Origin of the sequence: Micromonospora sp. NPDC005710, assembly GCF_040630995.1 — a bacterium.
In the GTDB taxonomy this organism is placed as follows: domain Bacteria; phylum Actinomycetota; class Actinomycetes; order Mycobacteriales; family Micromonosporaceae; genus Micromonospora.
The window spans coordinates 18801-43312 of sequence record NZ_JBEXYP010000027.1 but is presented as its reverse complement, the minus strand read 5'-3'; the positions used below and the strand labels follow the sequence as shown (position 1 = coordinate 43312).

The window sequence follows — 24512 nt, the reverse complement described above, 5'->3', positions numbered from 1 at the left end:
GCGGTCTGCTCGGCTTGCCCGGGTCGTTGGCAGACAGGATGGCCTGCCGCCACCAACCTCGGAGCCGGCGGCCGCGGACCGCCTCCGGCCATCCTGGAGCCGGAGCGCCCCCGCCGGAGGCGCAGTAGTCACTATCCACGCGGCATGCCGCCCGCTGACGCAGTTGCCGCTGTCCCCCACTTCGCGCCCCGCCAGGAAGCGCCGGACCAACCTGACGTGTTTACGATGCAGGCCCGAACAACCTTCCTCATCAGCTCTCAAGAAGCCCCGCGTGCTCCAGCACCTGCCGGAGTGCAGGGTCGACGTCAGCATGGCCCCGTTCGAGGCTTTTCACGGCCACAGTCGAGGCGTCTGGCGCGTTGTCAACGTGGAACGTCTCCCAACTTCGACAGATCGGACAGCGGCGGCGAAGCAGGTAGGGGCGCAGCAGATGAAGCCTGCCGTCCTCATTCCCAAGGTACAAGCTTCCGACCTCGAGGTCGTTGCTCGCGTAAAGTCGCTGACGACTCGGCACCAGGGCGATGTCGCCCATTAGCTCTTCGTACTCCACCTGGGCAATCCTCTTGAGAGCGTCCCAACGAAGGCCTGTTACATGCACGAAGGGCATGTCGGCGAGGAATGAGGCCTGTTCTAACAGGCTCCTCAAGTCAGCGTGTGCTTCCTGGATGGCGGACGGAAGATCAATCGCGTCTACGCGCCGCAGATGCGCCTTGTCGTTACGGCGTTGAGCCAGTCGCAGCCGAGCGGATGTCGCCTCCGGGCCAGCAAAGGCGCGACTGATGTCAGTCAGGGGGTCACCATCGGGTATACGGCGGAATGCTCTGCTCTCCGCTGCCTCCTGAAGGATCGTAGCCCAGTCCCCGAATCCAGGCCCATTGGTTCCTCCCCGAGACAGTCTTCTCCGGATACCGCCTACGGCTCCGAGACGAAGCCCCTTGTCGCTTGACAGCGACAAGACTACGAGAGCTGCGTAACATAGCAAGACCTCGCCGGCCTCGAGAATCGCCTCGTAGGCCGCCTCGTGAAGACCTCTGGAGAGTAGGACCTGCACATCGCTCCACCGGTAGGCAATGGGGTACGGATAGCGAGTGCGCACCTGATGGCTGAAGTCGTCGAGCAAAGCCGCAGCTTCCACTCGCATGCGTAGTCGGCGCCCGGATACCAGGATGCGTCGCCTCGCGGTGACTGCACTCTCATCTTCGAAGACGGACTCAAGTATCGCCTCGGACTCATTCTTCCAGTTCTCTAGCTGCGATCTCGCGGATTCAAGCCCTTCCAGAGTCGCGGCGAGCGCTGCATCGGGCTGCGGAATGCGTAGATCACTTAGAATAGAAGGGGCGAGATCGGCAATGGAGAGTCCTGCTGCATACCTCCGAACAAGTGGCGACCGGAGAAACAAGACGGCGACGAGGCGTTGGGGACCTCCCAGATGCGCGTCGGCGCGCAATATAACGACGGTATTGTCCGCAGCCAGGGGCAAGTCGTTCGCGGCAACCTCCGCAACACGCAAATTGTTCCGCGACTGTGGTGAGAATATTCGCCGGAGCAAGATGTCCCCCGCTCGCAGCTGTTGCTCCTGGGAGACCTCCGCCCACCGGGAGGAGTCGTCGCTTCCGGCTACGGTGCCGTCGTGCCTGAGATCCCGCCCCGACACGACCCGCACGAGTCCATCCTGCTGCTGATTTTTCAGCATTCGGCGATCAGCAGCCTGATGTAGTGCTGGTGCCGGAAAGCTAAACAAGTCCCCTAAGCGGGTCGTCGTGCCCCACACATGCAACTCCGACCATCGTGCTGTCAGGACCGGATCGTTCAGCTCGATGGAAAGACTCTCGCCCGAGTCCGGAGGGCGGGGCAGGACGTAACCGAACTTCTCACTACCGCTTACGCGGTTTAGAAGGCGTCGGAGATCAGTCTCCGCCACCTCGCCCCTCTCGTGGCGTGGTAACCGGAATAGCTTGAGGGGTGGAGGTGCCAACGACCGTGGCCGCCAAAATATTGCTGCGGCCTCAACGCGCTCATGAACCTCTGCGAAGATGCCCGCCGCAAAGACAATCAGGCATGGCTGCCAAGACTGATCAACGATCTCGCGGAAGGTCCGGCTGCTGGGAGCAGTTAGTGCGCTCGTCGGAAGCAATGCCGCCAGTAAGTCTTCGGCGCCACTCGGCCGCGTTCCGGCTACGACGATCTCGTGAATGGTCCGCAAGGCGCTGTCCACTGGAGCCACCGTCGACCGTCCGGATGTTCGCCCCCACGGCGGAATCAACAGCACCGGTGCGGTCCGAAGCAGACCGGTGGCGCTATCGGCGAGATCTGACGGAGAACTCGTTGAGTGCGAGCGCCATGCATGCTTTAGCCCTATTGGTCCGTTGTCTTCAGTAGCCACTACAACCGGCTCGCGGCCGTCCAGGCTGGCGAAGGCCAACTCAAGTAGGCGAAGGAACGACGCCTGCCTAACCATCTGAGGGGAAGTGCCGAAGGTCACGGTAGTGATCATATTCGCATTCGGTCACATCAGGTGCCAGGCGGCATCCGTTAATTTGGACCCCCTGATCAGGAGGTCCGCCGCTCAGGCGCATTTGCCAACCCTAGCCTGAAGTGATCTCCTCTGCTCTCGTGGCCTCACGGTAGGCACGGGAATGTCACGGCCCGCAGCCACGTCGGATCATGCCGCGCCGTCGAGCAGAGGGCTGGGCAGGCCGTACCAACTAACGGCTAGGACATCGCGGGCGCGCGTCGATGCCACAAAGAGCAGCGATCGCGCCTTGCGCTGTTCGCGCTCGTACCGCTGGGGGTCATCCCTCCGGTAGCGCTCGATGGCAGAGCGTGGAATGACGCCCGCTCCCACACCGACGAGCGCCAGCCGTTGGTACTCGAGCCCCTTGAACCGATGCATCGTTCCAACATGGATCTCGCCGTCTCCGCTTGGACCGTCCTTGGTCAATTCAGCACAGGTCAGGCCCACCTTGGTGGTTAGGTAGTTCATGACCTGGCTCATCAACTCGCGATCAGCAACTCCTACGGCGATGTGGCCGGCCGGATCGCGTGGAGCGCCGCGTTCATCGGTGGAGAGTTCCTCCCGCCAAGCGATCAGCAGGTTCCCCAATCCGACGAGTTCCTCGTCCCAGGTTCGGTAAGGCGTGAAGATCGGCCGTGGACCGCGGAGGACCGAACGATAGCCAACGAGGTGGTCGGTTCCATCGTTAAGGTCGTCGTAAAGGACCTGGTTACCGTCGGCGATGCGCACAGCCCGCGCCAGAATTTCGCGGGTCGTGCGGTAGCTGAGTGTAAGCCGGGTGGACCGGCCCCGAATGTTGATGCCGAGGGCACCGAGAGACACTTGGTGATCGTAGATGCGCTGGTGCGTGTCACCAGCGATGAACAGGTCGCTGCGTTGCCCCGGGGCGACCATCGCCCGGAGCATCTTCCAATGCGCTGCGCGGAGGTCCTGCGCCTCGTCTACCACAATGTGCTGGTAGCGGTAACTCGTAGGATACGCCCCTGACCCGTCGTCGACGGGCCCGCTGGAGGCGCGCCCCGCCTCGATCTTCCTGGCGCGTTCGATCTCGTAACGGGCCGCCCGTTCCGCAGCCTGTCCCCAGGTCTCGAGGCCGAGTTTGTCCAAACGCGCGGTGAACTGCTCGACTAGCTTCCAAATCTGACCGCGCTCGGGGCGAGTGAGCGCCCGGCCACGACCGGCCCGGCGGGCCTTAAAATACTCGGATCGAGTTGGTATCGCCTGGCCGAGGATGATCTGTTCCCACTCGTCAACGACAAATTCGGCGTCCCAGCGTTGCTCGTCCATCTCAGTGAGTAGCTGCCGCATCTCAATCAACGCGACCTGATCACTGATCCTCCTACGCCGATGACCTTGGCCGGTGTTCTCACCGATGATTCTGGCGGCGAGTTGGTCGATGTGCGTGACGTCGACCCGCGCGATTAGGTTCGGATCATCAATCAGCGAAGTCAGCCGGAGCCGGAGATCAGCAGCAAGGTTCGCGGTGAAGGTGGTCAGCAGGATCGACTTGTCCGCTCCCGAGGGAAGCTGCTGGACGAGGTGCTTAACCCGATGTAGTGCGACCACGGTCTTACCCGTGCCTGGCCCTCCGGAGACGCGGGCAGGGCCGCTGTAGTCGTGGTGAGCAATCTTCTCCTGGGCCGGATGAAGGTAGACCTTCCAGGCCCGAAAACTACCCTCCTCGATCGCCGCTTGCACGTCGTCATCGACGGATGTGACCTTGGTCCGACTAAGCGCCGTGGCGAAGTCGGCGAGGTCGGGTTCTGTCTGCAGGCGGACGGGTCGGGTGACCTCCTCGAGAACTGAGTCGATGCTCATTCCCGCGGCGAGGCCGTAGAGGACGTCCTTGGACAGCAACGGCGCCCCATCGAGCAGTTGGTCAAGTTCCGCGTCGGTGGTGACGGTCAGCGCCAAACCGATGAGCTGCTCAGCGACGCCGAGTTCCCGAAGCTGATCTGAGCTGTAGGCGGCGAGTAAAGCCGGGGGTGTTGCTTCCACTAGCTCGACTGGCGGGGCGCTGGGGTGACCGGAGGCCCTAGCAGGCGGTTGGTCTGGGGCGTCCGGCTCGGCCGGCGTGAGGGTGATGCCGGCCCGGCGGAGGGAACTGTCCCCCACCACGGCGAGGTCGACGAACTCAATCTCGCCGGTGATCCGGTTGACGGCAACCTGAAGCTCGTCGTAGATGTCCTTACGGTGCCGTACCGCAATAATCAGCCAGTGCTGGATGCCGTCCTGATCAGTGCCGACCGGGGTCAGGAGCGCCCGGTACGACTGATTAATCTTGGCTCGGTGGATGCGTGAATCGCCCTTGAGCTTCTTCAGGTCGAGCCCGGGCTGGTCCGGATTCTTTCTGAAGCGATGGCAGAAGTCGTAGAACTGGCCTTTGACCGTCCGGTCGAGCTTGTAGAGCTCTTCCTCGGCCTTGCGGTAGAGGCTGAGGCGTGCGGTCATAGTGCTGGATCCTCCACATCTGGAATCAGCGCAACCAATTCGTCGAAGCGTCCCAGCCACTCGGACGCCGTCAGAAGCGTCCAGCCGTCGTCGACATACGCCTCGTCGCGGCGTCGCGCGTCGTGGTCACTCTCATGAGCTGTGTAGACCACCGCCACCTTGACGTTGGACTCGGCCCATGCAAAGTCAGCCATCCAGCGGCTAGTGCCAAGTTCGTAGCCGAACACGGGCGCGCGTTTGCCCTGCTCGGCCAGACGCTGCGCGAGGATGCCGAGCTCGCCACCTTGGTCCGGCTCGTCGCGCAGGATCTCTAGGATTTCCTCGTCCCAACTTGGGTCGCGTCGCGTCTGAGCAGGGACTGTCGCTGATGAACGCGCGGCTCCAGCTTTCGGAGCGGACGCAGCGCGGGCTCCGCTGAGAGTGTTCAGCTCACCGAGGCCGCCACAGACGGCGAGCATCTCGACGTCGTAGTCAGCCGCCGTGCTGTAGGCCAACTGGACGCCATCGCCGCCGTCGAAGGCAAGGAATTGGGTGAGGTTTGTCCAGTAGAGCCAGGAACGCCATCGGTCCTTGTGCGCGTCGGTGTCGAGCACTGCGTCGGTGTCGTCCAGAACGGCCAGCGCAGACCATCGCAGATGCTCGGGGTCGGCCGTGTCAAGCGTGACGACGATCGGCAGACCGGTCAGGTCCTTGGAGCGGTAGACGTGCGCAAGGCTGTTCGTGCCGGCGCTCTGCTGCGCCGGCGCACGTTGACGCCCACCGAAGGTCTGAAGTTCGGAGCGCAGCGCGTTGATGAAGACATCACGCCGGCTCGTTACTGCTACCGGGGTAGTGCCTGCGGCGGCTAGCAGCCCGGTGACCATGGCCTTTGCGCGGAGGGCCCAGCGTTCGTTGTCTGGCTCCCGAAGGTAGCCAATCAGAGCGGTGATGGGGTTGGAAAAGACCGCAGCAGCGAATTGAGCGCGTTGACCACCGTACTGCTCGTATGCGTTCTTTGCCTGCTCCTGTGCGGCGCCGGAGTAGGGAGGCCAGGCGGGCCGAGCCGAGGTTGGCCGTTGTTCAAAAAGATCGATGTCCGCCCAAGTGACTTGGAAGACCACGTGCCCGTCGGCTCGGAGCATCGTGCGCTGTCGAGCGTCCGCAGCGATGCGGTTGTGTCTTCGGCTGGCGTGAAACTCGAAGCCTTCCAGATACACCTTGACACTCTGCTGCGGGCCGTCGACGCGCGTAAAAGTGAAGTCAGTGCGGGTTTTGTGGAGCTGCTCCTGGGCGGTCAGCCTCCAGTGAATAACGTCGGCGCCGCGGGTAAAACGCAGGTGCCCGCTGGCGTGGCCGTCCTCGTCCAACGAGGCGTCCTCTGTCACGGTGACCCAGTCGCGCAGCACCGAGAGGAAGCGTGCCTCCAGGTCAGACTCGACCTGGCGGTCCAGACCGACCTGCCGGGTGTTCGTGACCTCAGTCGTCTGCCAGCCCTGCTCGTCGAAGAGCAGAGATTCGATCATCCTGAGCGCCGTCGCTCGGGAGACGACGTCCTGTGTCTGCTCTGGCGTGTAGCGGTGAAGACAGCGGTGACAGGCCCGCCGTTGCTCCTCGCCGCACGGGCAGTTGCGCAAAGCATCATGCGCCTTCTTAAGAACCTTGCGGAAGTCATCCGGCTCAGTCAGCCGATCGAGATAGCCAGTGCCGCCAGGGAGGCTGTCGAACAAGACCAGGAACCAGCGCCGCTGCCCGCTTTCGCTGTCCGGCATGGAGGCGATGGTTGTGTCCAAGTGCTGAGGATCCCCACCGAAGTGCAGGTCGACGCCCATTCGTAAGGCCGCCCGAAAAGAGTGCACCTTGGTGTCAACGTCCGCGGTAGCGGCCGGCAGCAGAATTCTCAGCGCCTCAGTCTGCAACTGGTGGGCGAGTAGGACAGGCTCCTGCCGTATCCCGTCCGGCTTGCCACGCCGTAGCGGGCACCACGGGCGATGGTGCTTCAAGGCCGGGTTCCGGGCCGTCGAGGAGGTCAGAGCGTCGGTGTCATGGTCGAAGACCGGCCGCCCGTCGGCACTCGCCGCCCCACAGCCAGTGCAGACGTGGAACGGATTGACCCGTACGGCGTGTCCAGCGAAGTCGTCCCTAGCAGGCGCGTCGAATCGGGCGGGCCCGATGTTGATCCGACGGATCATGGCACGTCGGCAGTAGTCGACCCCAAAGGTCTGCGACGCATGCCGCCACGAGCCCGGAGCGATGTGGTCCTCAGGGAAGTCGACTGCGTCAACGACGGCGTAGAAACGGCGATCGCGCTCGTCCTTGTCGTCCCGGATTCGAGCGTCCTCCCGCTGGTCACGAGAGGTCACAGTAACGGGCTCCACCACTTGGAACAGGCATCCGTCGTCCGCGATGTGGCTGGTATAGCACCGTGGACAGTCAGACCGGTCGTGCGTCGCGTCCTCCGTGCGGACGTAGCCACATCCGGGACAGACCCTCCAACTGCGCCACTCCGGTCGCCCACCTGTCGTGATTTCCAGACCGGTGATCTCGTGCCGGTAGCCATTGACGTAGAACGTGTTCCCCGGCGCGAGTTCCGACAGGGCGTAGCGGCGCGGCCGCTCGTAGGCAACTGTCGTCGACGTGAACCGAGTCTTTCCGGTCTTCGGGTCAACCCCGTCTGGCCCATACAGCGTGGCAGACAGCCTGGTCACGGTGTCCACCAGCGCATAGTTGGGCAGGAGACCCAAGTCGCAAAGCGCGTTCTGCGCGGGTGTATCACCCAACTCCATCAGCCGCTTACCGATGCCACGCCGTTCGGCGTCGAGCTCGGCCTTTTGTTCCGCCTGCTCCGGATCAGAGTCGTGCAACTCGTCGTGCGCCTCGGCGATCGCACGGATCCGGGCCTTCAGACCTTGAGTTCGGCGGCCCCATTCCCTCTCGGCTTCTTCCAGTGCGGCACGCAGCCCACCGCTCGCGTACGCCTGAAGATCTTTCTTGGCGTCCTCGCTAACCCCGCTGGGGAACAGTCGCAGGAAGCCTTCGACCAGCGCTGAGCCTTGGCCGATCACGACTTCGATAAGGTCGATCAGATATCCAGACGGACCGAACAAGGCGGGTGCGCGATTAGGTAGCGGGCGCAGGAGCGTCCCGTCGGCGCGGTAAAGTCGGCCGGCCGCTGCAAGGTCCAGGAGGTGGGCAAGGTACTGCCGCCGCAGGATCTCAACTGCGGAGAGATAGCACCCCGGCGGAATGATGGTGCCAGCGATGAGCTCCTTGGGCTGCTCCAAGAAGTAGAGGTCACGCCGCGATCGATCCGGAATCGTGAGCAGGAAGGCGTTGCCGGTGCGGCGCCCGGCCCGGCCGGTCTGCTGGGCGTAGCTCGCCGGGCGCCGCGGCAGCGCGGCGAGCACGACCGCTGAGAGGTCGCCGATGTCGATGCCCATCTCGAGCGTTGGCGTACAGGACAGCACGTTCGGGTTCTTGTAACCGGCGCGTTGCTTGTCGTCGGGCTCCTTGCCCGGCTTCACGTCGACGTTCCTACCCTGCTTGAAGGCCCTCTCGACCCGTTCCCTCTCAGCCCGGGTGAGCATTCCGGTGTGCTCGGCAGTCACCACCTGGTAGGTACCCGCCCGCCGGTAGAGCCGCCGATAGTAGTCCCGGGTGTAGTCGCGGTCACGCTGGTGACGGCCCAACCCCTCCGGTCTGTCGCCTGCCACCAACCGGCCGCTCTGGCATCGATATGCGGGGCAGGGCTGGTCGTGCCACTGCGTTAGCAGGGACGGGTGGACGGTCTGTTCCCAGAAGCAGACCGGGCAGCGCACGAACCCGTGCCAAACCTGGTCGTCGTTGAGCAGCAGGGCTTCGATGTTCCCCGGTTGAAGCCCGTAGATGCGGGCGGATGTGTCGTTAGGGGTACGCACCGACAGCAGGCCGAGTGAGGCCAGCTCGGGCAGCAGCCGGCCCCAAAACTCGGGGGCGACTTCCCGCGGCAGCCCGAGGCTACGGCCCGCCCATCGCTCGTACCAGGAGAGGCGCCCCGCTGCGACGTCGAAGTCACTGCCGCTCTTGGGCTGCGCCAGCAAGAACTTCGGTGCCGCGACCGTGGTTGGGAATGCCCGCATTCCCGCTGGGCGCTGTCCCCAGATGAAATAGCGGCTCGTCCCCGCCTCGTCGACGTACTTACTCAGCCACTTGTGCGCAACGGCGCCCCTGCTTCGAAGCCGTTCCAAAAGGACCCGCACGAACGCGAGGTAGCGGGCATCGTCCCTGGGAGTAATCGACAGATCGTCGCGGTTGCACTCCGCATGCAGTTGCTTGATCAGCGCCACCGTGGCGCCGGGGTCAGGGATGCGAACGTGGGCTGCGGCAGTGCGCGTCAGCTCCAGTGTTCGCCCGTTGCGGGAGCGAAAGCCGAACTCCATCAGCGTCTCGAACGCCAGCCGTTGCCCGATCAACCGCCACGTTGCCAGGTCCCCGCCACGCCCTTGCCCGGACAGCAACCGGTCCACCCCCCGAAGGCCGTGCAAATCCGGAGGGACCACCGCCGCCAACGTCTCGGGATTTGTCGTGGCCGCGACCACATCAGCGATCAGATCGTTCAGGGCGGTTCCAGCGTCATGCCGGAGGTGTGCGGTGAGCAGCGCCCGCAGCGAGAAGGTGTACGACCGATTTGCGACGAAACCTGCTCGGTGCGCGGCATCCTGCACTGAGGCGTTGAACATCAACGTCTTGTCTTCGTGCAGCTTCTTGTCCAGCTCGCCCGCTGTGAACAACTGGGTAATTGACGCTGCCGCCATCGCGGCCGCACCGGTGCCCAAGTACCGGATGGCGTTGCGCTCACCGCAGGCCGGGCACCAGTCCTCAGCGGCGGCGGTGTTCGCCGTTGAGCCCACGTTCACCAAAATGAATGCTGAGTCCCGAGCAGTCAGCAGGGGCCGGCCCGCGGAGTCGTAGTCATTGGCAGGGTCGGGTAGCCGCAACCGCTGCCGGACGGCGTCCAACACCATCAGCGTCCCACCGGGGCCCTGCGCCGAAGAGTTGTTCCCGACCCGCTTGCCCGCCCCGTGCATCTTGTTGCTGCCAGCGCCCTCGCCGGCCTCCCGGTCCGTCGCCGCGATCAGGTACCTGACCCGTACCTTGTCCTGGCCCGTTGACGCCCTACGGATCTTATAGCTGTCGAACTGAACGTCGAAGTCATCGCTTTCTGGCGAAAAGACCGCCCAGCCGGAACGGCCGCAGTCGCGGCAGTAGACCGCCGGTAGGAACAGGTTGGCCGCTTGGCCGGCGGTCGCGGTAGTGACTGGTGCAGTAATGGCACCGACACCAATGCTGGTATCCCTCGTGCCGGCGATGTCCCAGCGGAACTCGGCCTTCGGCCATGGCAGTACGCCCCGCAGCAGCCGGGTAACCGCCCGAGCCCACTGGTGCACCTCCACGTGGACGAGCGGGCGCGGCTTTTCCTTCGTCGAGTCCGGGTCACGGGCGTAGGAAAGCAGAGCCACAAACCGGGCGAGGGCCTCCGCCGCCTTTTCCGGCTGTTTGGTGATGGTCGCCGACCAGCCGTGTGCGCCGGCCCGCCACATCAGCTTGAGCACCTCAGCACCGGTCTTCACTTCACTACCGAGGGCTATCAACATCGCCCTGGTGAAGAGATGTTGCTTCAGTCGAGCACCAAGCTCGAACGGATCAAGGTCGTCAACCCCTGTCACCGCGTTCGCTAGCAGAAGCAGTGAGTCTTCACCGGTCGTTGGGTCCGGCAGCGCTAGAAGCTCGTCCGGCGTTGGCGTCGGCAAATTTTCAATCGAGCCCAGTGGGATGAATTCGTCGACCGTTTGCCGGTCCTCTGCGACGATCGAGTCCGCTGTGAACTCGGTGCCGAAGACAGCACTCGCCACCTTCAGGAGATCTTCCGTGCCGACCTCGTCGGTGGCGGAGGCGAGGGTCGCCGAGGTGGCTACTGGGCAGATGCTACCCAGCGGCCTGCCCTCCTCGCTAGCGTTGACGACGGCCGCGAGCCGGCGGAGCAGCATCGCGACATCCGTGCCCTGCGCCCCGTCATAGGTATGGAACTCGTCGACTACCACGTAGCGGATGTCCGCGTTCTGCCAGAGCGGCGCGTCATCGGTTCGCTGGAGCAGCAGGTCCAACATCTTGTAGTTGGTGAGGAGGATGTCCGGTGGGGTCAGTTGCATGTCTAGCCGGCGGGTATAAACCCGCTCGTATGCCATCGCTGCCTTGTCACCGATGTACAGACCGGCCGTGAGGTTGCCCAACTCCGTCCGGTTGCCGACGAGAAGGTCATTGATCCGCTCTGCCTGATCGGTGGCGAGTGCGTTCATCGGGTAAAGGAGAACGGCCTTGACACCGGTCTTGCCCGCAGCCCGCTCCCGCCGGCAGTGATCCAGCACGGGATAGAGGAAGGACTCCGTCTTGCCTGAGCCGGTGCCGGTAGTGACCAGCGTCGGCTGCGGCACGTGCCCGTTGGCGGAGGTGAGGCGCTCGAAGGCTCTTGATTGGTGGGCGTAGGGCGACCAGCCCTCTCGCTGCCAGTCCAGGTGTTTCTCCCACCCCGGGCCAGCCGACGTGAACGGTGTACGGATCCGCAGGAACGGGCCACGGAACATGCCCGAGTTCTCGTTCCCGAGGAACCGGTGCAGGGCCTCGCGGGCGCCTTCGTCAGTCAGCGCATACGTCGTCGAAAGGTACTGCAGCAAGCTTTCCTTCAACCCGCGTGCCTGGAGGGTAGGCCTCACGCCGTCGCCGCCTTCCGAGTCATCGGATCCCAGTCACCCCGAGCGATCGCAGCATCCAGCCTGGCCAAGAACACCGCATGCGCCTCGCGCATCTCCTTTTCGCGCTCCGCCTTGTAGAAGGGCGGGGTGTAGCCCTCCGGCGCCGGCACCGTCCTCGGCACGGTCTTGTCACTCTGATACGCCTCGAACTGCGCCCACGTCGTCTTGGACTGCCGCTGGCCGATCGTCCGGGCATTGCCGGCGAGCTTCCAACCCTCCGCGTCGAACCAGGTCACCGCTTCGTACTTCTGCAGCACGGGGAACCGGCCCCGGTAGGCGGCGATGAGGGCGTCGGCATCCATGCCCAACCAGACTGCGGCGAGTGCATCAATCTCGACAAGTGCGGAGCGTCGGGCCCGTTCAGTGCGCAACGGCGTCTCGAGTCGCCACTCCGAGTCAACATCCTGAAGTGGTGGCAGCCCTTCCCAGTCGTACGCCCACGACTCGGTGTCTCTCCAGACTGGATCGAACAGTTCTTCCCAGAGATCGGCGTACGCCGAGGTGAGACAGTTGAGCCGTAGTGACCGCAGCAGCAATGCTGGTACAAGGGGGTGATCTAGTGAGGGTGCGGGCAGAGCGCCGGCCCGGCCAACGTCAAGATGACCGGTGCCCGTTGCGCGGAGCAAATAGTCGATAGGGATAGAGGCCCACATGCCTGCCATCAGTGCAGTCATCCGATCATTCAACACCCGGGCGCTGCGAACACCGTTAGTGTGCGCCGGCCCCGGGGGAATTATGGCGCAGTAAAGGCTGCGCTCTGTATTCGGGGCCACCATCTCACGCCACGCGAATCGGAAGAAGTTAAGGTAGGGGCGGCGAGACCTTTCTATAAGGACAGAGTCCACCTTGTCCGGCGCGACATCTGCCTCGGCTATACCCTCGACTTCCGCAATGAAGGAACGGGCGTCGGAGACAGCGCTCTCGTCTGTCCGGAGGCGGGCGAGTTCGGCGTCGTCGACCCACCGGTCGGGCGCGTCGCGATAGCCGGCCTCCCGACCGGCAACCCGCACATACTCGGTGTCAGGCACGAAGTCAGGGGGGAGGCTGACGAGGTCGACCCCATAAGGGTCGTTGCTGTTCGCATCGTGCCGCTTGAAAACCGGTGTCGCTGTACTCAACTGGGTGCCCTTGAAAATCACCTCGTCCCAGGCCGTTGGCTGATACTCCTTACCAGTGGCAGGGTCAACCCGGTTATATTCAATCAGCCTTGTCTTCTTTGCCCCAGACTCGTCGAAGCCTCGTGAGATTTGTGGGTCGAGTGCGCCAAGCCGCAACGGGTATGCCGCGAGGGCCTCGATAGCGGCCGCTTCGGCCGTGCTGACCGGGAAGAGTAGACGGGCCTGGGTGAGCGGCCGGTCCTCCTCGTCGAGCAGTTGGCGCCACGTTGCCAGGACAGTCTCGTCGACAGAGACGACGCGAGTCCGATGCGGGCGTTCGTCGAACTCACGGTGGCGGTAACGGATGCCAGGGGTCTCCCCGGAGCCGTCGTGATGACGTGAAAGCCGCAGAGCATCCGCAGACACGAGCCATGACAGGTGGTCGAAGCGGATCGTCTTGATCGGTCCGTAGATGTGTACTCCGAAATGAGCCGTGTGGCCCACAGGCTCAGGAAAGAACCGCTGTCCGGAGTTGACGAAGTCACCGTGGATGCGCAGCCTCTGGTAGGCGGCCGCTCGTAGCGGCCCCTCCTTCTCGCCGGTGAAGTGGGTGTCGGGATGCAGAAGCCCGACGCTCCCCTTCGGTGAGGTGTGTGTCCAGACCTGGCACATGAAGGCGCGATAGAGGTCTGGCTGAGTTCTGACAAGCAGCGGGTACACCTGCGAAGAACCCAACAGCGCGACGTGGGCGCTGTTCTCGGTCAGCTCACGGAGAACGTATTGCTTGACCTTGAAACGCCGGAGAAGCTCGCGGCGCCGACGCTCCTTCTCGAGCTCGGAGGGCCGTTCCTCCAACTCGAACCACGGTTCGTGTTCGGCGAGGACGGCGTCGGCGTCCCACCGCGGCCGTACCCATGGGGGGTTGCCGACTTGGAGGTCGAAACCGCCGTGCTCGGCGAAGATGAGGGCGAACTCCAACTCCCAGTGCAGGAAGCCCTGCCGTTCTGCGATGTCTCGGACGATCCGAAGCCACGGAAAACGCTCCTCCGGATTCCTGGTGTCCATGCCCATGAATTCGGGCAGGAGCGCCTCGAACTCCTTGAGCGCGTCCAGGCTGTCGTACGCGTCGAGGAAGGTGTCTTGCGGAATGTCGCTGGTCCCAAGCATGGCTTCGAGGAAGTCGAGCCAGTCGTTGAGGTCCTTGAGAGGAATGACGCGGCGCCGGGCGACCGCCTTCGGCTTTGGAGCCTTCTTAGTTAGTGGGGTCCGTGGCTTCGGGACGTACGGTTCCGGATCGTTCGTCGTGCCCCACCCGAGCTCGTCGAAGGTCGTCTGATCCCCATCCATCGGGAAGAGCATCATCGGCCGAAAGATGGCGGGTCCCACCGACGGGGTTGCCGCTGCTGGTGGTGCAGCAATCAGGCTTGCCGGTTCCTGGGATGACGGCAAATCGCTTGGTGGTTCCCCGCTGGGGGTTACGCCGCCGAGTAGCTCGGCCAGACTGTCCGGACCCATCGCAGCCGCCACCGCGTACTCTGCATCCGTGCCATCGATCAGGGCGACCTGATCGGCGGGCCAGAACCAGAGCGCGCACCAGGCGTCCATGACCATTTTGAGCCGCCAGTACGGTGTGTCAACCGCTTCGAAGAGGTCCTGCAGGACCTTCTCCTTTGGCACCGCCTGCCCCGGTCGCCGGAGAAAGCGAAACTCAGGATCGTCAGGGTCTGCGCCCCAGACTGGGATCCGGCGGGCGATCTCTCGCTCCGAGATCTCCATCCGCTTGACCACGACCGACCAGAGGAACTCAACGCGTCGAGCAGCGTCACGCAGCCGGGTGAACTGGGAGGCAGCTTCCACCTTTGGCTGCTTCGTGCGGGGGTTCAGCTTCGGCGTACCGTCGGCGTTGAGGTGGGCGGTACTGCGGGTCGGCCGCTGGAGGATGCCCTTTTTCCAAGCCGACAACTTCGCCGTCTGCGTCGACTCAAGCTTCTTAGCTTCGGCAGAGTTGGCAACCGCCGCCCAGCCGGGTGCGGGCAGTAGGAACTGGTGCACGGCGTCGTGTGGCAGATGCTGCAGTCGGCCGTCCTCGTCGCGCATCGGCAGGGGGGTCGGGGACAGGCCGCCCTTCGCCTTCAACCAAGCCTTAGCCGGAGATGAGACGTCCTCACCGGCGAAGACAGCGCGGCGGGCGCCAACGAGTGAGTTGCCACGCCGGAGGTGCAACCCGAACCAGGGCGCGCGCATGCCGGGGTGCATGGTGTTCAGCCACAAAGACACCTCTGCCAGCTCGACGCCAGTCGCATTGAGGTCGACCCCGTAGGCGTTGTGCAGTGCGATGTACGCCTTGACCCGCTGCTTCTCCGTCAAGACGTCAGCCGACGGAATTGACTGGCCAAGCTCGTTCTGCCGACGGCGCAGGTACTCCTCGGCGACCTGATTAATCGCCTCGTTGAGGAAGGCCCCCGAGCCCAACGCCGGTTCGCAGATCTTGTACGAGAGCAGCTCCGCTGCCCGCGTCTTGATCACATCGCCATCTGCGCCTCGTTCCTGATCGAGGCGTTCCTTCAGGGCCAGCTCGACCGTCACCTTGGTTAGCGCCTCGGGCGTGTAGTAGGAGGCCGAGGTCTCCCGGTCCCGGCCGGCAAGCCGGTAGACGAAGGACCCCTTCTCGTACTTCTTGGGGCCACGAAGGCCGCGGCGGGCGTCCTCCTCGGTGTAACGAACGAGAGTCGCCTCCGGGTAGTCGCTCTGTCGGTGGGCCGGGACTAGCCACGATCCCTGCTCTGGGTCACCGCCACGAGCGACCTCGCACAGTTCCTCGTTGGCGATGATGCCGGTGTACGACATCAGCCCCTCGTAGACGGCACCGAGCTGGTTGATGCCGAGGTTGCGGTAGGAGATGAAGCCACCTCGTTCGCCGCGCTTGCCCTTCTTCATAGTGAGCAGGCGCAGCACCGCATGCAGGGCTGAGTTGCGCAGCTGAAGGTCGAGCCAGCGAGGGTCGTCGTCCTCGTCGCTGCGCGGATCAAACACCCGGCGACCGATGAGGCGGATGGCCTTGGGCTCGAAGAGTTCACTGCGCAAGGCCTCGAACCGGAGGCCTATGTCCTCGCTGCGGCGCGCAGCTTTTTCCGCACGAGTTTGCTCGTCGTCGTCGGGCTGGTCGTCGTCTGGCTCTGTGCCGTATGCCCGATGCCCGTAGTTCACCTTGTTGAACAACACGTCGAGCGAGAGGAACAGGTGAAGGCCGTTCTTCGCCTCCTCCTCGACGAGTTCTTCGTCCCGGGCGACCAGCTCGCGGAGCCGCGCCATCGAGTACCCGGACTCGTAGCTGCCGTCGTCCGCAGGCAGGATGCCCAGCTCGGGGCGTGCCTCCGCGTACAGTAGGAAGAGGATGCGGTACAGGTAGCGCAGGCACTCACGGGTGAGCTCACGGGCGAAAGGAATCTTTGGACTTTCAATGTCTGCGGGACTGACGTTGTTGCCCGATTCCGCCATTCGGTGCAGGACCTCGTTGGCGATGATCTCGACTGAGCGTTGAAGGCCTTGGCGGAGCTCCTTGGAGACGCCGACGGCGTTGGTGCTTGACCTCTTCAGCAATTCGTCAAGGGCAGGGGCAGTGTCATTGTCGCCGGGGCGCAGCATGTCGAGGCTGAGCAACGCGGCGATGGTGGCTAACTCGCCAGTTTGGGACCGGTCGTAGCGTTCCAGGGCGGCATCGAGGTTGACGGCGAAGTAGCGGCCCTCAGCCCAGGAATTTCGGTCGGCGAGGACGATCACGCCGCCGTGCAGGAGCAGAATGAACCGGGGACGGGTTCCGTCGGCGCCGCCCACCTCACTCTGGAACAGCCAGGAGGCGAGGGCCGCGCCGGTCTCATACCGCTCGTTACCGGAGACTCGCAGAGGGTGCAGCAGCCGTCCCGCGCCTGTGTGGTCAAGCGCGGCATCGTTGTCTGCCGTCCAACCGCAGTCGACGGCGACGACGCCATCGCCATGGAATGCGACCGTCAGAGTGTGCACGCGTCCCGAGCGGTGCACGGTGACCTCAGCCGGCGTGGCGTCATAACCGAGCGCACGCAGCACATCCTGGTGCCAGTCGGTGACCCGCTTCTGCCACTCGGCATTGCCGTAGGTAGCCAGCCGGACCGGACCGTCGCCATCGGAGTTTGCGGCGCTGGCGAAATACCGGCGATCCTCCTCCCCCAGATAGATGGCGCGTAGGGCCCTGACCCGCTCGCGAGGGCTCTTGCGGGGATCATTCTCATCGCTCTCCCGGGCAGCCCAGGTGGTAAAGATGCCTTTCTTGAGATCGGTGCTCAGTTCCTCGGCGACGTAGTGTGCTGAGAGGTACTCGCCGCGGTTGGTAAACGAGTCGTAGTCGGCACTCATGCGGCTGCATCCCCCGTGCGGTCGGTCAGCGGTTCCAGGACGGCGAGCAGGCGGAACATCGGCGTGCCCACCGACTCGAGCGATGCGACGAGCTGCATCAGCCGCTCGGCGGTTGAGTCGACACTTCGCCGGTTCGGGCGAGGGCCCGCGAACAATGCCTCCTGCTGCCACCGGTTAACCCGTTTCCGGTACGGCTGCAACGTGCTCTCGATCTGCCGTCGGTAGTCGCCCTCAAGGCTCTCGAAATAGCGGCAGGCTTCATCGATGGCCGCCGGCACCAGCTCCTTAAGGCCGTGCAAGTCACGTGGGACGGCTCGAGCCGGCATCCGGGGCCCGAGACCGTAGTCGCCGAGCAACTCCGGGGTCAGCCGCCTGGTGCTTCGCTGATGCGGCAACCCACTGACGGCCATCCATTCTACGATCGTCGGGCGTCCCAGCCTATTCGAGGCGATGCCCTGGACCAGGAAGACTGGCTCCGAGACGGCCGCGGCCAGGACAGGCGCTTCATGCCGGCCGATTTCCACCAGGACCTTGTCGGTCAGCCAGTCCAGCACCGGGTGCACCTCAGTGACGTAGGACACACTAGGCCATTGCGAGTCGGAGCTTTCCCGAGCCGCCGTCAGCCGGGCCTCGGCAAGTTGCTTGGAGAAGGTGATCCGCATTCGTCCGGGGCGGTCCGGCGTTGGCAGGATCTGCTGCTCGGTCAGGTACGCCTTGGGCAACGACCGCAGCCGGTAGAGCAGGTCTGGCGACGGCTCGAACGCGATGGTGCCGTCGTTGTCGCGCCGCAGGGACAGTTGGTCCTCAGGATTGGGCCGGCAGACTTGCCGGAGACCTTCCTCGAAGTAGTCGGCCGTGGAGGAGAAGAGGCTGAGCACCTTCGCACGCGGCACCTCCGGGCGTTCCGGCACTGCGCCCACCTGGCCGACGAGCCCAGCGAGGAACGCCGCACCGCTCTGTCGGGAAGTTTTGATTGACTGCTCGACGGTACGGCCGGCGACCAGGTCCTTGATCAACCGCTTCTCTTCGTCTTCCGGGCGGAACAGACCGGTGGCTGCCTCGGCCGACCCGTCGATCTTGTGCGCCTCGGCCTCCCGCTGCAACAGCTTTTCGCCGACCAGCCGATCGTCCAAGGTCCGGTCCTGACCCGTCTCAGGATCGGTGGACCAGGGCAGATCGCAGGTGAGCAGCAACGCCCGGAACTGCGGCTGGTGCTGCTGACCGTAACGGTCGATTCGGCCGTTGCGCTGCTCGATCCTGATCAGCGACCAGGGCAGGTCGTAGTGAATCAGCAGGTGGCACTGCTGGTGGAGGTTGACGCCCTCCGAGGCGATATCACCTGTGAAGAGCAGCCGTACCGGATCGCCGCGCAATCCGAACCGCTCCACGATTCGCTGCTGCTCCTCGCCGGCCGTGACGTCGCGATGCATTACCTGCGCCACTCCGCCGAACGCAAGCCATGGCTTACGGGCATCGGCACTCCCACTAGGTGCGAAGCCGAGTGCGGTCGGCACAGTGTCAGCCAGCCAGTTCAGGGTCGGGACGCTCTCCGAGAAGATCACGACGCGGGTGTCCGAACCGGGGCCGATGCCGAACTCCTCTAGCTGTGCCACCAAAGCATCCAGCTTCGCTGAGTCCTCGTCTTTGATGCGCTCGGCAAGCTTGCGCAGCGTGATCAGGGCGGCCAGCTCGGCGCGTCGGGCCCAGTCGGCCGACTGTTCAGGAAGCGTAACGTCGAGGGTATTTAGCCGAGTCTTTATGGTTGCCAGCAGTGCCCGGTGCGAAGAGAGGAACGATTTCAGCAGTTGGTACGGCACGAGGCGCGAAGTGCTGACCGACGAGCCGCCGTTCCCGGGGATCCACCGGGCGATCAGCTCGGCGAAGACCGCCGCTTCTGCGTCGCTAGCGGGTGCGTGGATCGGCAATGATGGGCCGCGATCAGCCCAGGCGCCTGCAAGTCCTTCTCGAACCTCCGGAGAGTTCTTTGTACGCCGGATGTACAGGTGTTCGAGGTCGCTGACGTCGTACTTCTGAGGATCGGCGATTGCCGCCTCGTCAAGCATCCGGATCAGCTCAGCGAACGACTCTGCCCTGCCGTTGTGCGGGGTGGCCGAGGCAAGCACCAATGCGTCGGTTCGGCGCGCCAGCAACCGGGCCAGCTGGTTGTTCTGGGTGCCGCGATTGACGAGGTTGTGGGACTCGTCGATGACCACCGCGTCCCAGTCCGTCCGCTCCAGGTGATGGGCGTAGACGTCGCTCTTCAACGTGTCCACTGAGATGATCACGCGCTTGAAGTACGCAAAGGGGTTCCGTCCAGCGGGAATTTCCCGCTGGACCCGTTGGATCCCGGTCGAGTCGAGGCGCACCAGCGGGATGGCGAACCTCGTCCATACTTCCCGCTGGAACTGCTCGAGTACGTGCTGCGGGGTGACTACCAGGATCCGCTCGCCCCGGCCACGCCGTATCAGCTCAGCCAGCAGGATGCCGATCTCCAGGGTTTTACCCAGACCGACGACGTCGGCGATCAGGATGCGCGGTTGAGGGTTCTTCATCGACAGCGCTAGCTCGGCTGGGCGGAGCTGGTGTACCTGGCGGTTCATCAGGAAGCCTTCCGCCAACGCCAGCCCGTGCTCGGTCTGGGGCAGGGCGGTCTTGCGGAACACGGCCTCCAGGAATAGGCGAGCCCGCCGATGGTGGGCGGAGTCGTCGGCCACCAGCTCGGTCTTCCGCGGGTCGAGCACCCTGATGTCGTCGAGTCGCTGATAGAAGACGGCCTCGACGCCGCGCACAAACGGTGATACGCCGGTGACCTCGATCATCCACTTGTCGCGCTTGGTGTAGGTGCACTTGCGTACCAGCCACTGCTCGTCGCGCACCAGAACCTGCGAACCCGGCGGATAGCCAGCCGACACGCGCTTCACGCTGACTACGGCCTCGGCCTCGACGCTCACCCTCGCTCCGATCCTTCTTCCAGTCCAGTCGGCCACCCAGGCTGCCGCTATCTCGGTGACCTTTCTACAGGGTCGGCTGCGTCGCGTACTCGGCTCGTAGCTCCTGCGCGACCCGGGTGGAGGCGGGACCCCGACCAGGCCGTCTCGGCGGACGACCGGCCGGACTCCGCGCCTCTGGAGCATCGGGGGCAGGTCGAGGTGCGGCCTCGGGCAGAGATTCCGGGGATTCCGCCTCGGTCTCGGCTTCAGGAGGGGCGATCGGCGGGACATCAAGCGGACCTGGCTGCTCCTCTCCGACCTTGGGGCTCATCTCCGCGAGCCGCTCCTCGATCGAGATCGGCGGCACCTGGTCCCCACGCAGCGACGGATGCACGGCGGTCGTCCGCGCGATCAGGGCCAACCGTGCGTCGGCGGGCGTGATCTTCACACCGCGCATTAGGGCCGCGCACGCCTCGGCCACCTCGATCACCGACGGACGCATCTCTGGCTCGTGAGCAAGCATCGACCGCAGCAGCGGGAGGAGGGGTGGCGGCGCGTCGCTGAGGTCCGGCTCGGCGCGGGGGTCGGTCACCTGAGTGACGATCGCCTGCCAAGTCCGGCCGTCGTACGGGTAGTGGGCGGCGGCAGCGTAGAGCAACACTGTGCCTAACGCATACACGTCGGCCGCTGCCGTGACCCTTGGGTTCCCGCCCGCCTGCTCAGGCGGCATGCAGCGCACCGAACCGATGATCATGCCGCTGTGCGACAGCGAGTCGTGGGATGAAGACGCATCCTGCAGCGCAGCCAAGCCGAAGTCGATGATCATTGGACCGTCGGCGCCGAGCATGACGTTCTGCGGTTTCAAGTCTCGGTGCAGCAGACCAGAGTCATGCACCGCCTCGAGTCCTTCAGCCACCAACGCACCCAAGCTCGCCACCAGTGGCAGTGGAAGTGCTCGGTACTCGTCCACGTACTGGAGCAGGGTGTAGCCGGGGACGTACTCCATGGCCAACCATGGCCGTGCGGCGTATGGATCTGCCTCCAGGAACCGTGCAACCCGATTCGTACCGATTACCGTCCTCGCGATCGAGGCCTCCCGCTCAAAGCGAGCACGGGTGCTGGGATCCAGCCGGTCACTACGGATGAGCTTCACAGCTACTGGCGAACCGGCCGGCGAGTACGCGAGGAACACCTCCCCCATACCGCCCGCACCCAGCTTGCGCTTGACCAAGTAACGACCGATCTGGGCGGGAACATCACTCATGTATCGCTATGCACCCTTCCCGCCGCAGTACAGCGTGCTCCACTGAAGGGCCTAGTCTGCCTGATCTACACACATCCGTGCGAGCCCCACACGGTCCGTGCTCGATCACCATTCGACCGATGAAGCGCGGAAGAGATTCATGGAGCGTTCGAAAGCGAACGACTGCCAGGCATCCTCTCGGGGCCGTGTGCTGAGGTAGCTCTTGTCGTCAGCGATAGCGCGTCCACGTAGCGCTCACATCGTTGGCAAGCAGTGATCGCAGGCGGTGCCCCAGCTCACGGGCGACATCCGGCCGCCCGGCGAGAGAGTCGATGGTGCTGGTGACCAGCTGCAGATCTCGAATCTGACGCAAGACCGACCAGCCCGTCCAGGCGGTGATATCGAATCCGTAGGCATCGACGAAACCCTGGTAGGCGGCAGGTGAGCGGCCGAACCGAGTGGCCCCATGGGCGGTCGGTACAAGATCCCACTCCCGCGGCCCGATGCACAGGCCGTCTAGATCACAGAGCAACGGGACTGAGCTGGTAGGCGCAAGATCACCTGCTGGTCGAAGAAGTACGTTCCCCGTGTGCGCGTCCCCGTGGATGACCCCCGGCGGCAGCCGCCACGCGACTTTTTCGAGATCCTCTTCTACCTCGTCACATCGCCGGTGAACATCGCGCAGCAGGTCGGCGGCCGGAATCGCCAGTTCCGTCCTCGACCATTGCTCCAGCTCAGCGGCTTCCTCGTGTGGTAGCGCCGCGGCAGCGTTGAGACGCTGGCGAAACTTCTCTATCGGCGACCAGCGCGGCAGCGCCACGTCGAGCCCATCAAGGCTGTGGAGCGCAAGCAGCGGTGCAGCGAGGTCGACCGGCTTCGGCTCGTCATCGACAGTCGGGACGTACTGCCAGACCGTGGCGACCCACTCCCCACTGAAGACCGGCCGAGACAGCACGCCGGGCGCCAGCCGCACGGAGGGCATGCCAACCTTCTCAAGGCAGGCCGCCACCGACACCACCCGGCGGGCGAGCGTCGCAGCATGGGCACCGGCAGCAAGTCGGATCGCGATCGGTGGCGCCACGAAGACTGCGTTCATCGTGTACTTGACGAGCCTGGCACCATGCGGGTCGACGCCGATCTGAGCACAGACATCGCTCAGGCGGCCATGAAGCTCAGCGGCGACGGTATCGCTGAGTGCGGTGGTCATCAGTCCGCCTGCAGCTCCGCGATCCGGCTGCCGAGAGCAGCAAGCGCCGGTTCCCGCGCGGCCTGCGGCGCGGCAAGCTCCCACAGTGCGTTCAGACGATCGTTCACACGAGCTGATCGCATCCCATCCGCCACCAGGCCCACCGCCTTCATCCCGTACTCGCCAGCGGTTGCGAGATCACCGGCCAGAGTACTCGCCGTGGCGACCGAGATCGTGTCGAAGATGAACGACCGACGATCTTGCGGGCGGCGCAGCCGCACTGCCTGGTGGGAGTGCTCGGCAGCGCGGTCGACGTACCGCATGTGCTCTGGGTGACGGGCCAGAGCGGAGTAGACGACGGCGGACATTCCATGGACGTCAGCCTCGGTCAGCGCGAAGTGAGTCCAGGCCGGCGCGCTGTCCAGGTCTGTCTGATCAAGTTCGCGTCGTGCGCGGGCCAGACTGTCGACGACCTGGCGGTCAGCGCCGAGGAGCGCGTAGGCCCATGCGGTGTTGGCGTGCAGCATGGCGACGCTGGCATGACAGGCGGCTTGCTGCGCCGCGAGCTGCCCAAGGCCGAAGAGTTGCAATGCTTCTGCGGGCTGCTCCTGGTGCAGGCAGACCCGCCCGAGGCGGTACAGCGTGTTTGCCAGCAGTGGCAGCGAGTCAGTCCGTCGGGCCAGCACGAGGCTTTGGGTGAGATGCCGACGCGCCATGTCGTGATCGTCGAGATCGTGCGCCACCCAGCCGACGAGGTTGTGCAGCTCGGCGAGTGCGTCGTGCAGGGCGGCAGCCACCCCCTCGGTGCACCTCACCTGCAGTAGCTGCGTCGCCCATGCCACGTAGCCACGTGCGGACTGCAGGCACCGGCCTCCCCCGGCGGCAGCGTCGAGCCGGCGGTGAAAGGCGGTCACGGCTCGAACGGTGGCGACCTCGTCATGGCCGACCGCACCAGGGACCGCAGCATCGTGGGAGCTGGGCAAATACCGCTCTACGTCGGCGGGTATGGCGCCTACCGCGATGCTTGCGACGACGCCGAGCAACTCGCGAGGATCGAGTGGTGCAACGACTCCGACCGGCTCGACCGACGTCCCCTGCCGGTATTGCTGAGCATGTTCGTCAAGTGCCAGCCCCATGTAGTGCCGCGGGATAAGCAGCCCTTCAGCGATGCGCTCCAGGACGGCGTAGTCGGTGACGATGCGCCGGACTGCGGCGATTTCCGAGACTCGGCTGGCGCCCAGGCCCGTCGCGGCCGCGACCGACGACCAGCTGAAGCCTCGCTCCTTGAGAAAGCCGAAAACAGCTCCGATGTCGTGATGGGCGAGGTGTACGCGCATGGCGACGCCGCGATAGGTGCCCTCGTGCCACCACTGCGGTCTGACGACCCGCTGCATGGATGCCACCTCCTCCGGCTGCGGATACTGCGCAGAGTAGTCGGCTCCTGTCAGGATGTCCGCCCTGCCGCAGAGGACACGGCCGGCCATCTCACGGTGAGACGCCCACCATGGGGCGCTCACCAGTGGCTAGCTGGTAACAGGCAGCATCGGCGAAGGTCGTTGCCATGCCAGCCAGACGCCACCGCCAGCTCCGGGTTCCCGCTCAGGGGTTGGCGACCGGAACCGACCAGTCTCCGTTCGGTGAAGACGGCGGTCACGAGGCTGGCAGGGACGGGTTCGGGGTGGGTGCTGTGCAGGAGGCCCGCTCGCCTCGGACCAGCGCGCGGCAGGAGAGCACGCAGGCGTTGACCCGAGACGTCGGCAGCCTTCCCGCCCGCGTACACCGGAGGTCTGTGCTGCTCGGGATCGTCGTCCCCCGTGCGATCCCGCGCCGGACCACTGGTGCCGGGGTGGCGTGCCGGTGCCATCGTGCGCCGGCACGCCACCACGGATCACTCCCCACACAGCCACTTTCAGGGGTCGGCAGCCTATCCGCGGCCG

At 64.7% G+C, this 24512-nt stretch carries 8 protein-coding genes; all 8 read right to left on the bottom strand.

The window, feature by feature from the left end; genetic code table 11:
• Positions 1–250: 250 nt before the first annotated feature.
• The 8 genes from ABZ406_RS27380 to ABZ406_RS27345 all read right to left on the bottom strand — a co-directional run bounded on the left by ABZ406_RS27380 (position 251) and on the right by ABZ406_RS27345 (position 23969).
• Entirely contained in the window at positions 251–1663 is a 1413-nt protein-coding gene (locus ABZ406_RS27380) for a hypothetical protein (protein WP_357767448.1), read from the bottom strand.
• 999 nt (positions 1664–2662) lie between these two features.
• Positions 2663–4966, bottom strand: coding sequence for a UvrD-helicase domain-containing protein (locus ABZ406_RS27375; protein WP_357767445.1), 2304 nt, complete (start codon positions 4964–4966; stop codon positions 2663–2665).
• Complete coding sequence (locus ABZ406_RS27370) at positions 4963–11664, bottom strand: DEAD/DEAH box helicase (RefSeq protein WP_357767441.1); 6702 nt, start codon at positions 11662–11664, stop codon at positions 4963–4965. Before ABZ406_RS27370 ends, ABZ406_RS27375 begins: the two co-directional genes overlap by 4 nt.
• A gap of 23 nt (positions 11665–11687) precedes the next feature.
• Complete coding sequence (locus tag ABZ406_RS27365; RefSeq protein ID WP_357767439.1) at positions 11688–17216, bottom strand: class I SAM-dependent DNA methyltransferase; 5529 nt, start codon at positions 17214–17216, stop codon at positions 11688–11690.
• Positions 17213–20167 (bottom strand): DEAD/DEAH box helicase, encoded by a 2955-nt coding sequence (locus ABZ406_RS27360; RefSeq protein ID WP_357767436.1) that lies wholly within the window; start codon positions 20165–20167, stop codon positions 17213–17215. Before ABZ406_RS27360 ends, ABZ406_RS27365 begins: the two co-directional genes overlap by 4 nt.
• Positions 20168–20231: 64 nt before the next feature.
• Positions 20232–21410: a serine/threonine-protein kinase gene (locus ABZ406_RS27355; protein WP_238647363.1), complete on the bottom strand. Its 1179-nt coding sequence runs from the start codon at positions 21408–21410 to the stop codon at positions 20232–20234.
• 208 nt (positions 21411–21618) lie between these two features.
• Positions 21619–22596 (bottom strand): aminoglycoside phosphotransferase family protein, encoded by a 978-nt coding sequence (locus ABZ406_RS27350; RefSeq protein ID WP_357767431.1) that lies wholly within the window; start codon positions 22594–22596, stop codon positions 21619–21621.
• Positions 22596–23969, bottom strand: coding sequence for a tetratricopeptide repeat protein (locus tag ABZ406_RS27345; protein ID WP_357767428.1), 1374 nt, complete (start codon positions 23967–23969; stop codon positions 22596–22598). Before ABZ406_RS27345 ends, ABZ406_RS27350 begins: the two co-directional genes overlap by 1 nt.
• Positions 23970–24512: the final 543 nt, after the last annotated feature.

Excerpts from the sequence above, each read along its gene's own strand:
- ABZ406_RS27345 (WP_357767428.1), bottom strand. The coding sequence starts at position 23,969 with ATGCAGCGGGTCGTCAGACCGCAGTGGTGGCACGAGGGCACCTATCGC.
- ABZ406_RS27355 (WP_238647363.1), bottom strand. The coding sequence starts at position 21,410 with ATGAGTGATGTTCCCGCCCAGATCGGTCGTTACTTGGTCAAGCGCAAG.
- ABZ406_RS27375 (WP_357767445.1), bottom strand. The coding sequence starts at position 4,966 with ATGACCGCACGCCTCAGCCTCTACCGCAAGGCCGAGGAAGAGCTCTAC.
- ABZ406_RS27365 (WP_357767439.1), bottom strand. The coding sequence starts at position 17,216 with ATGAGTGCCGACTACGACTCGTTTACCAACCGCGGCGAGTACCTCTCA.
- ABZ406_RS27350 (WP_357767431.1), bottom strand. The coding sequence starts at position 22,596 with ATGACCACCGCACTCAGCGATACCGTCGCCGCTGAGCTTCATGGCCGC.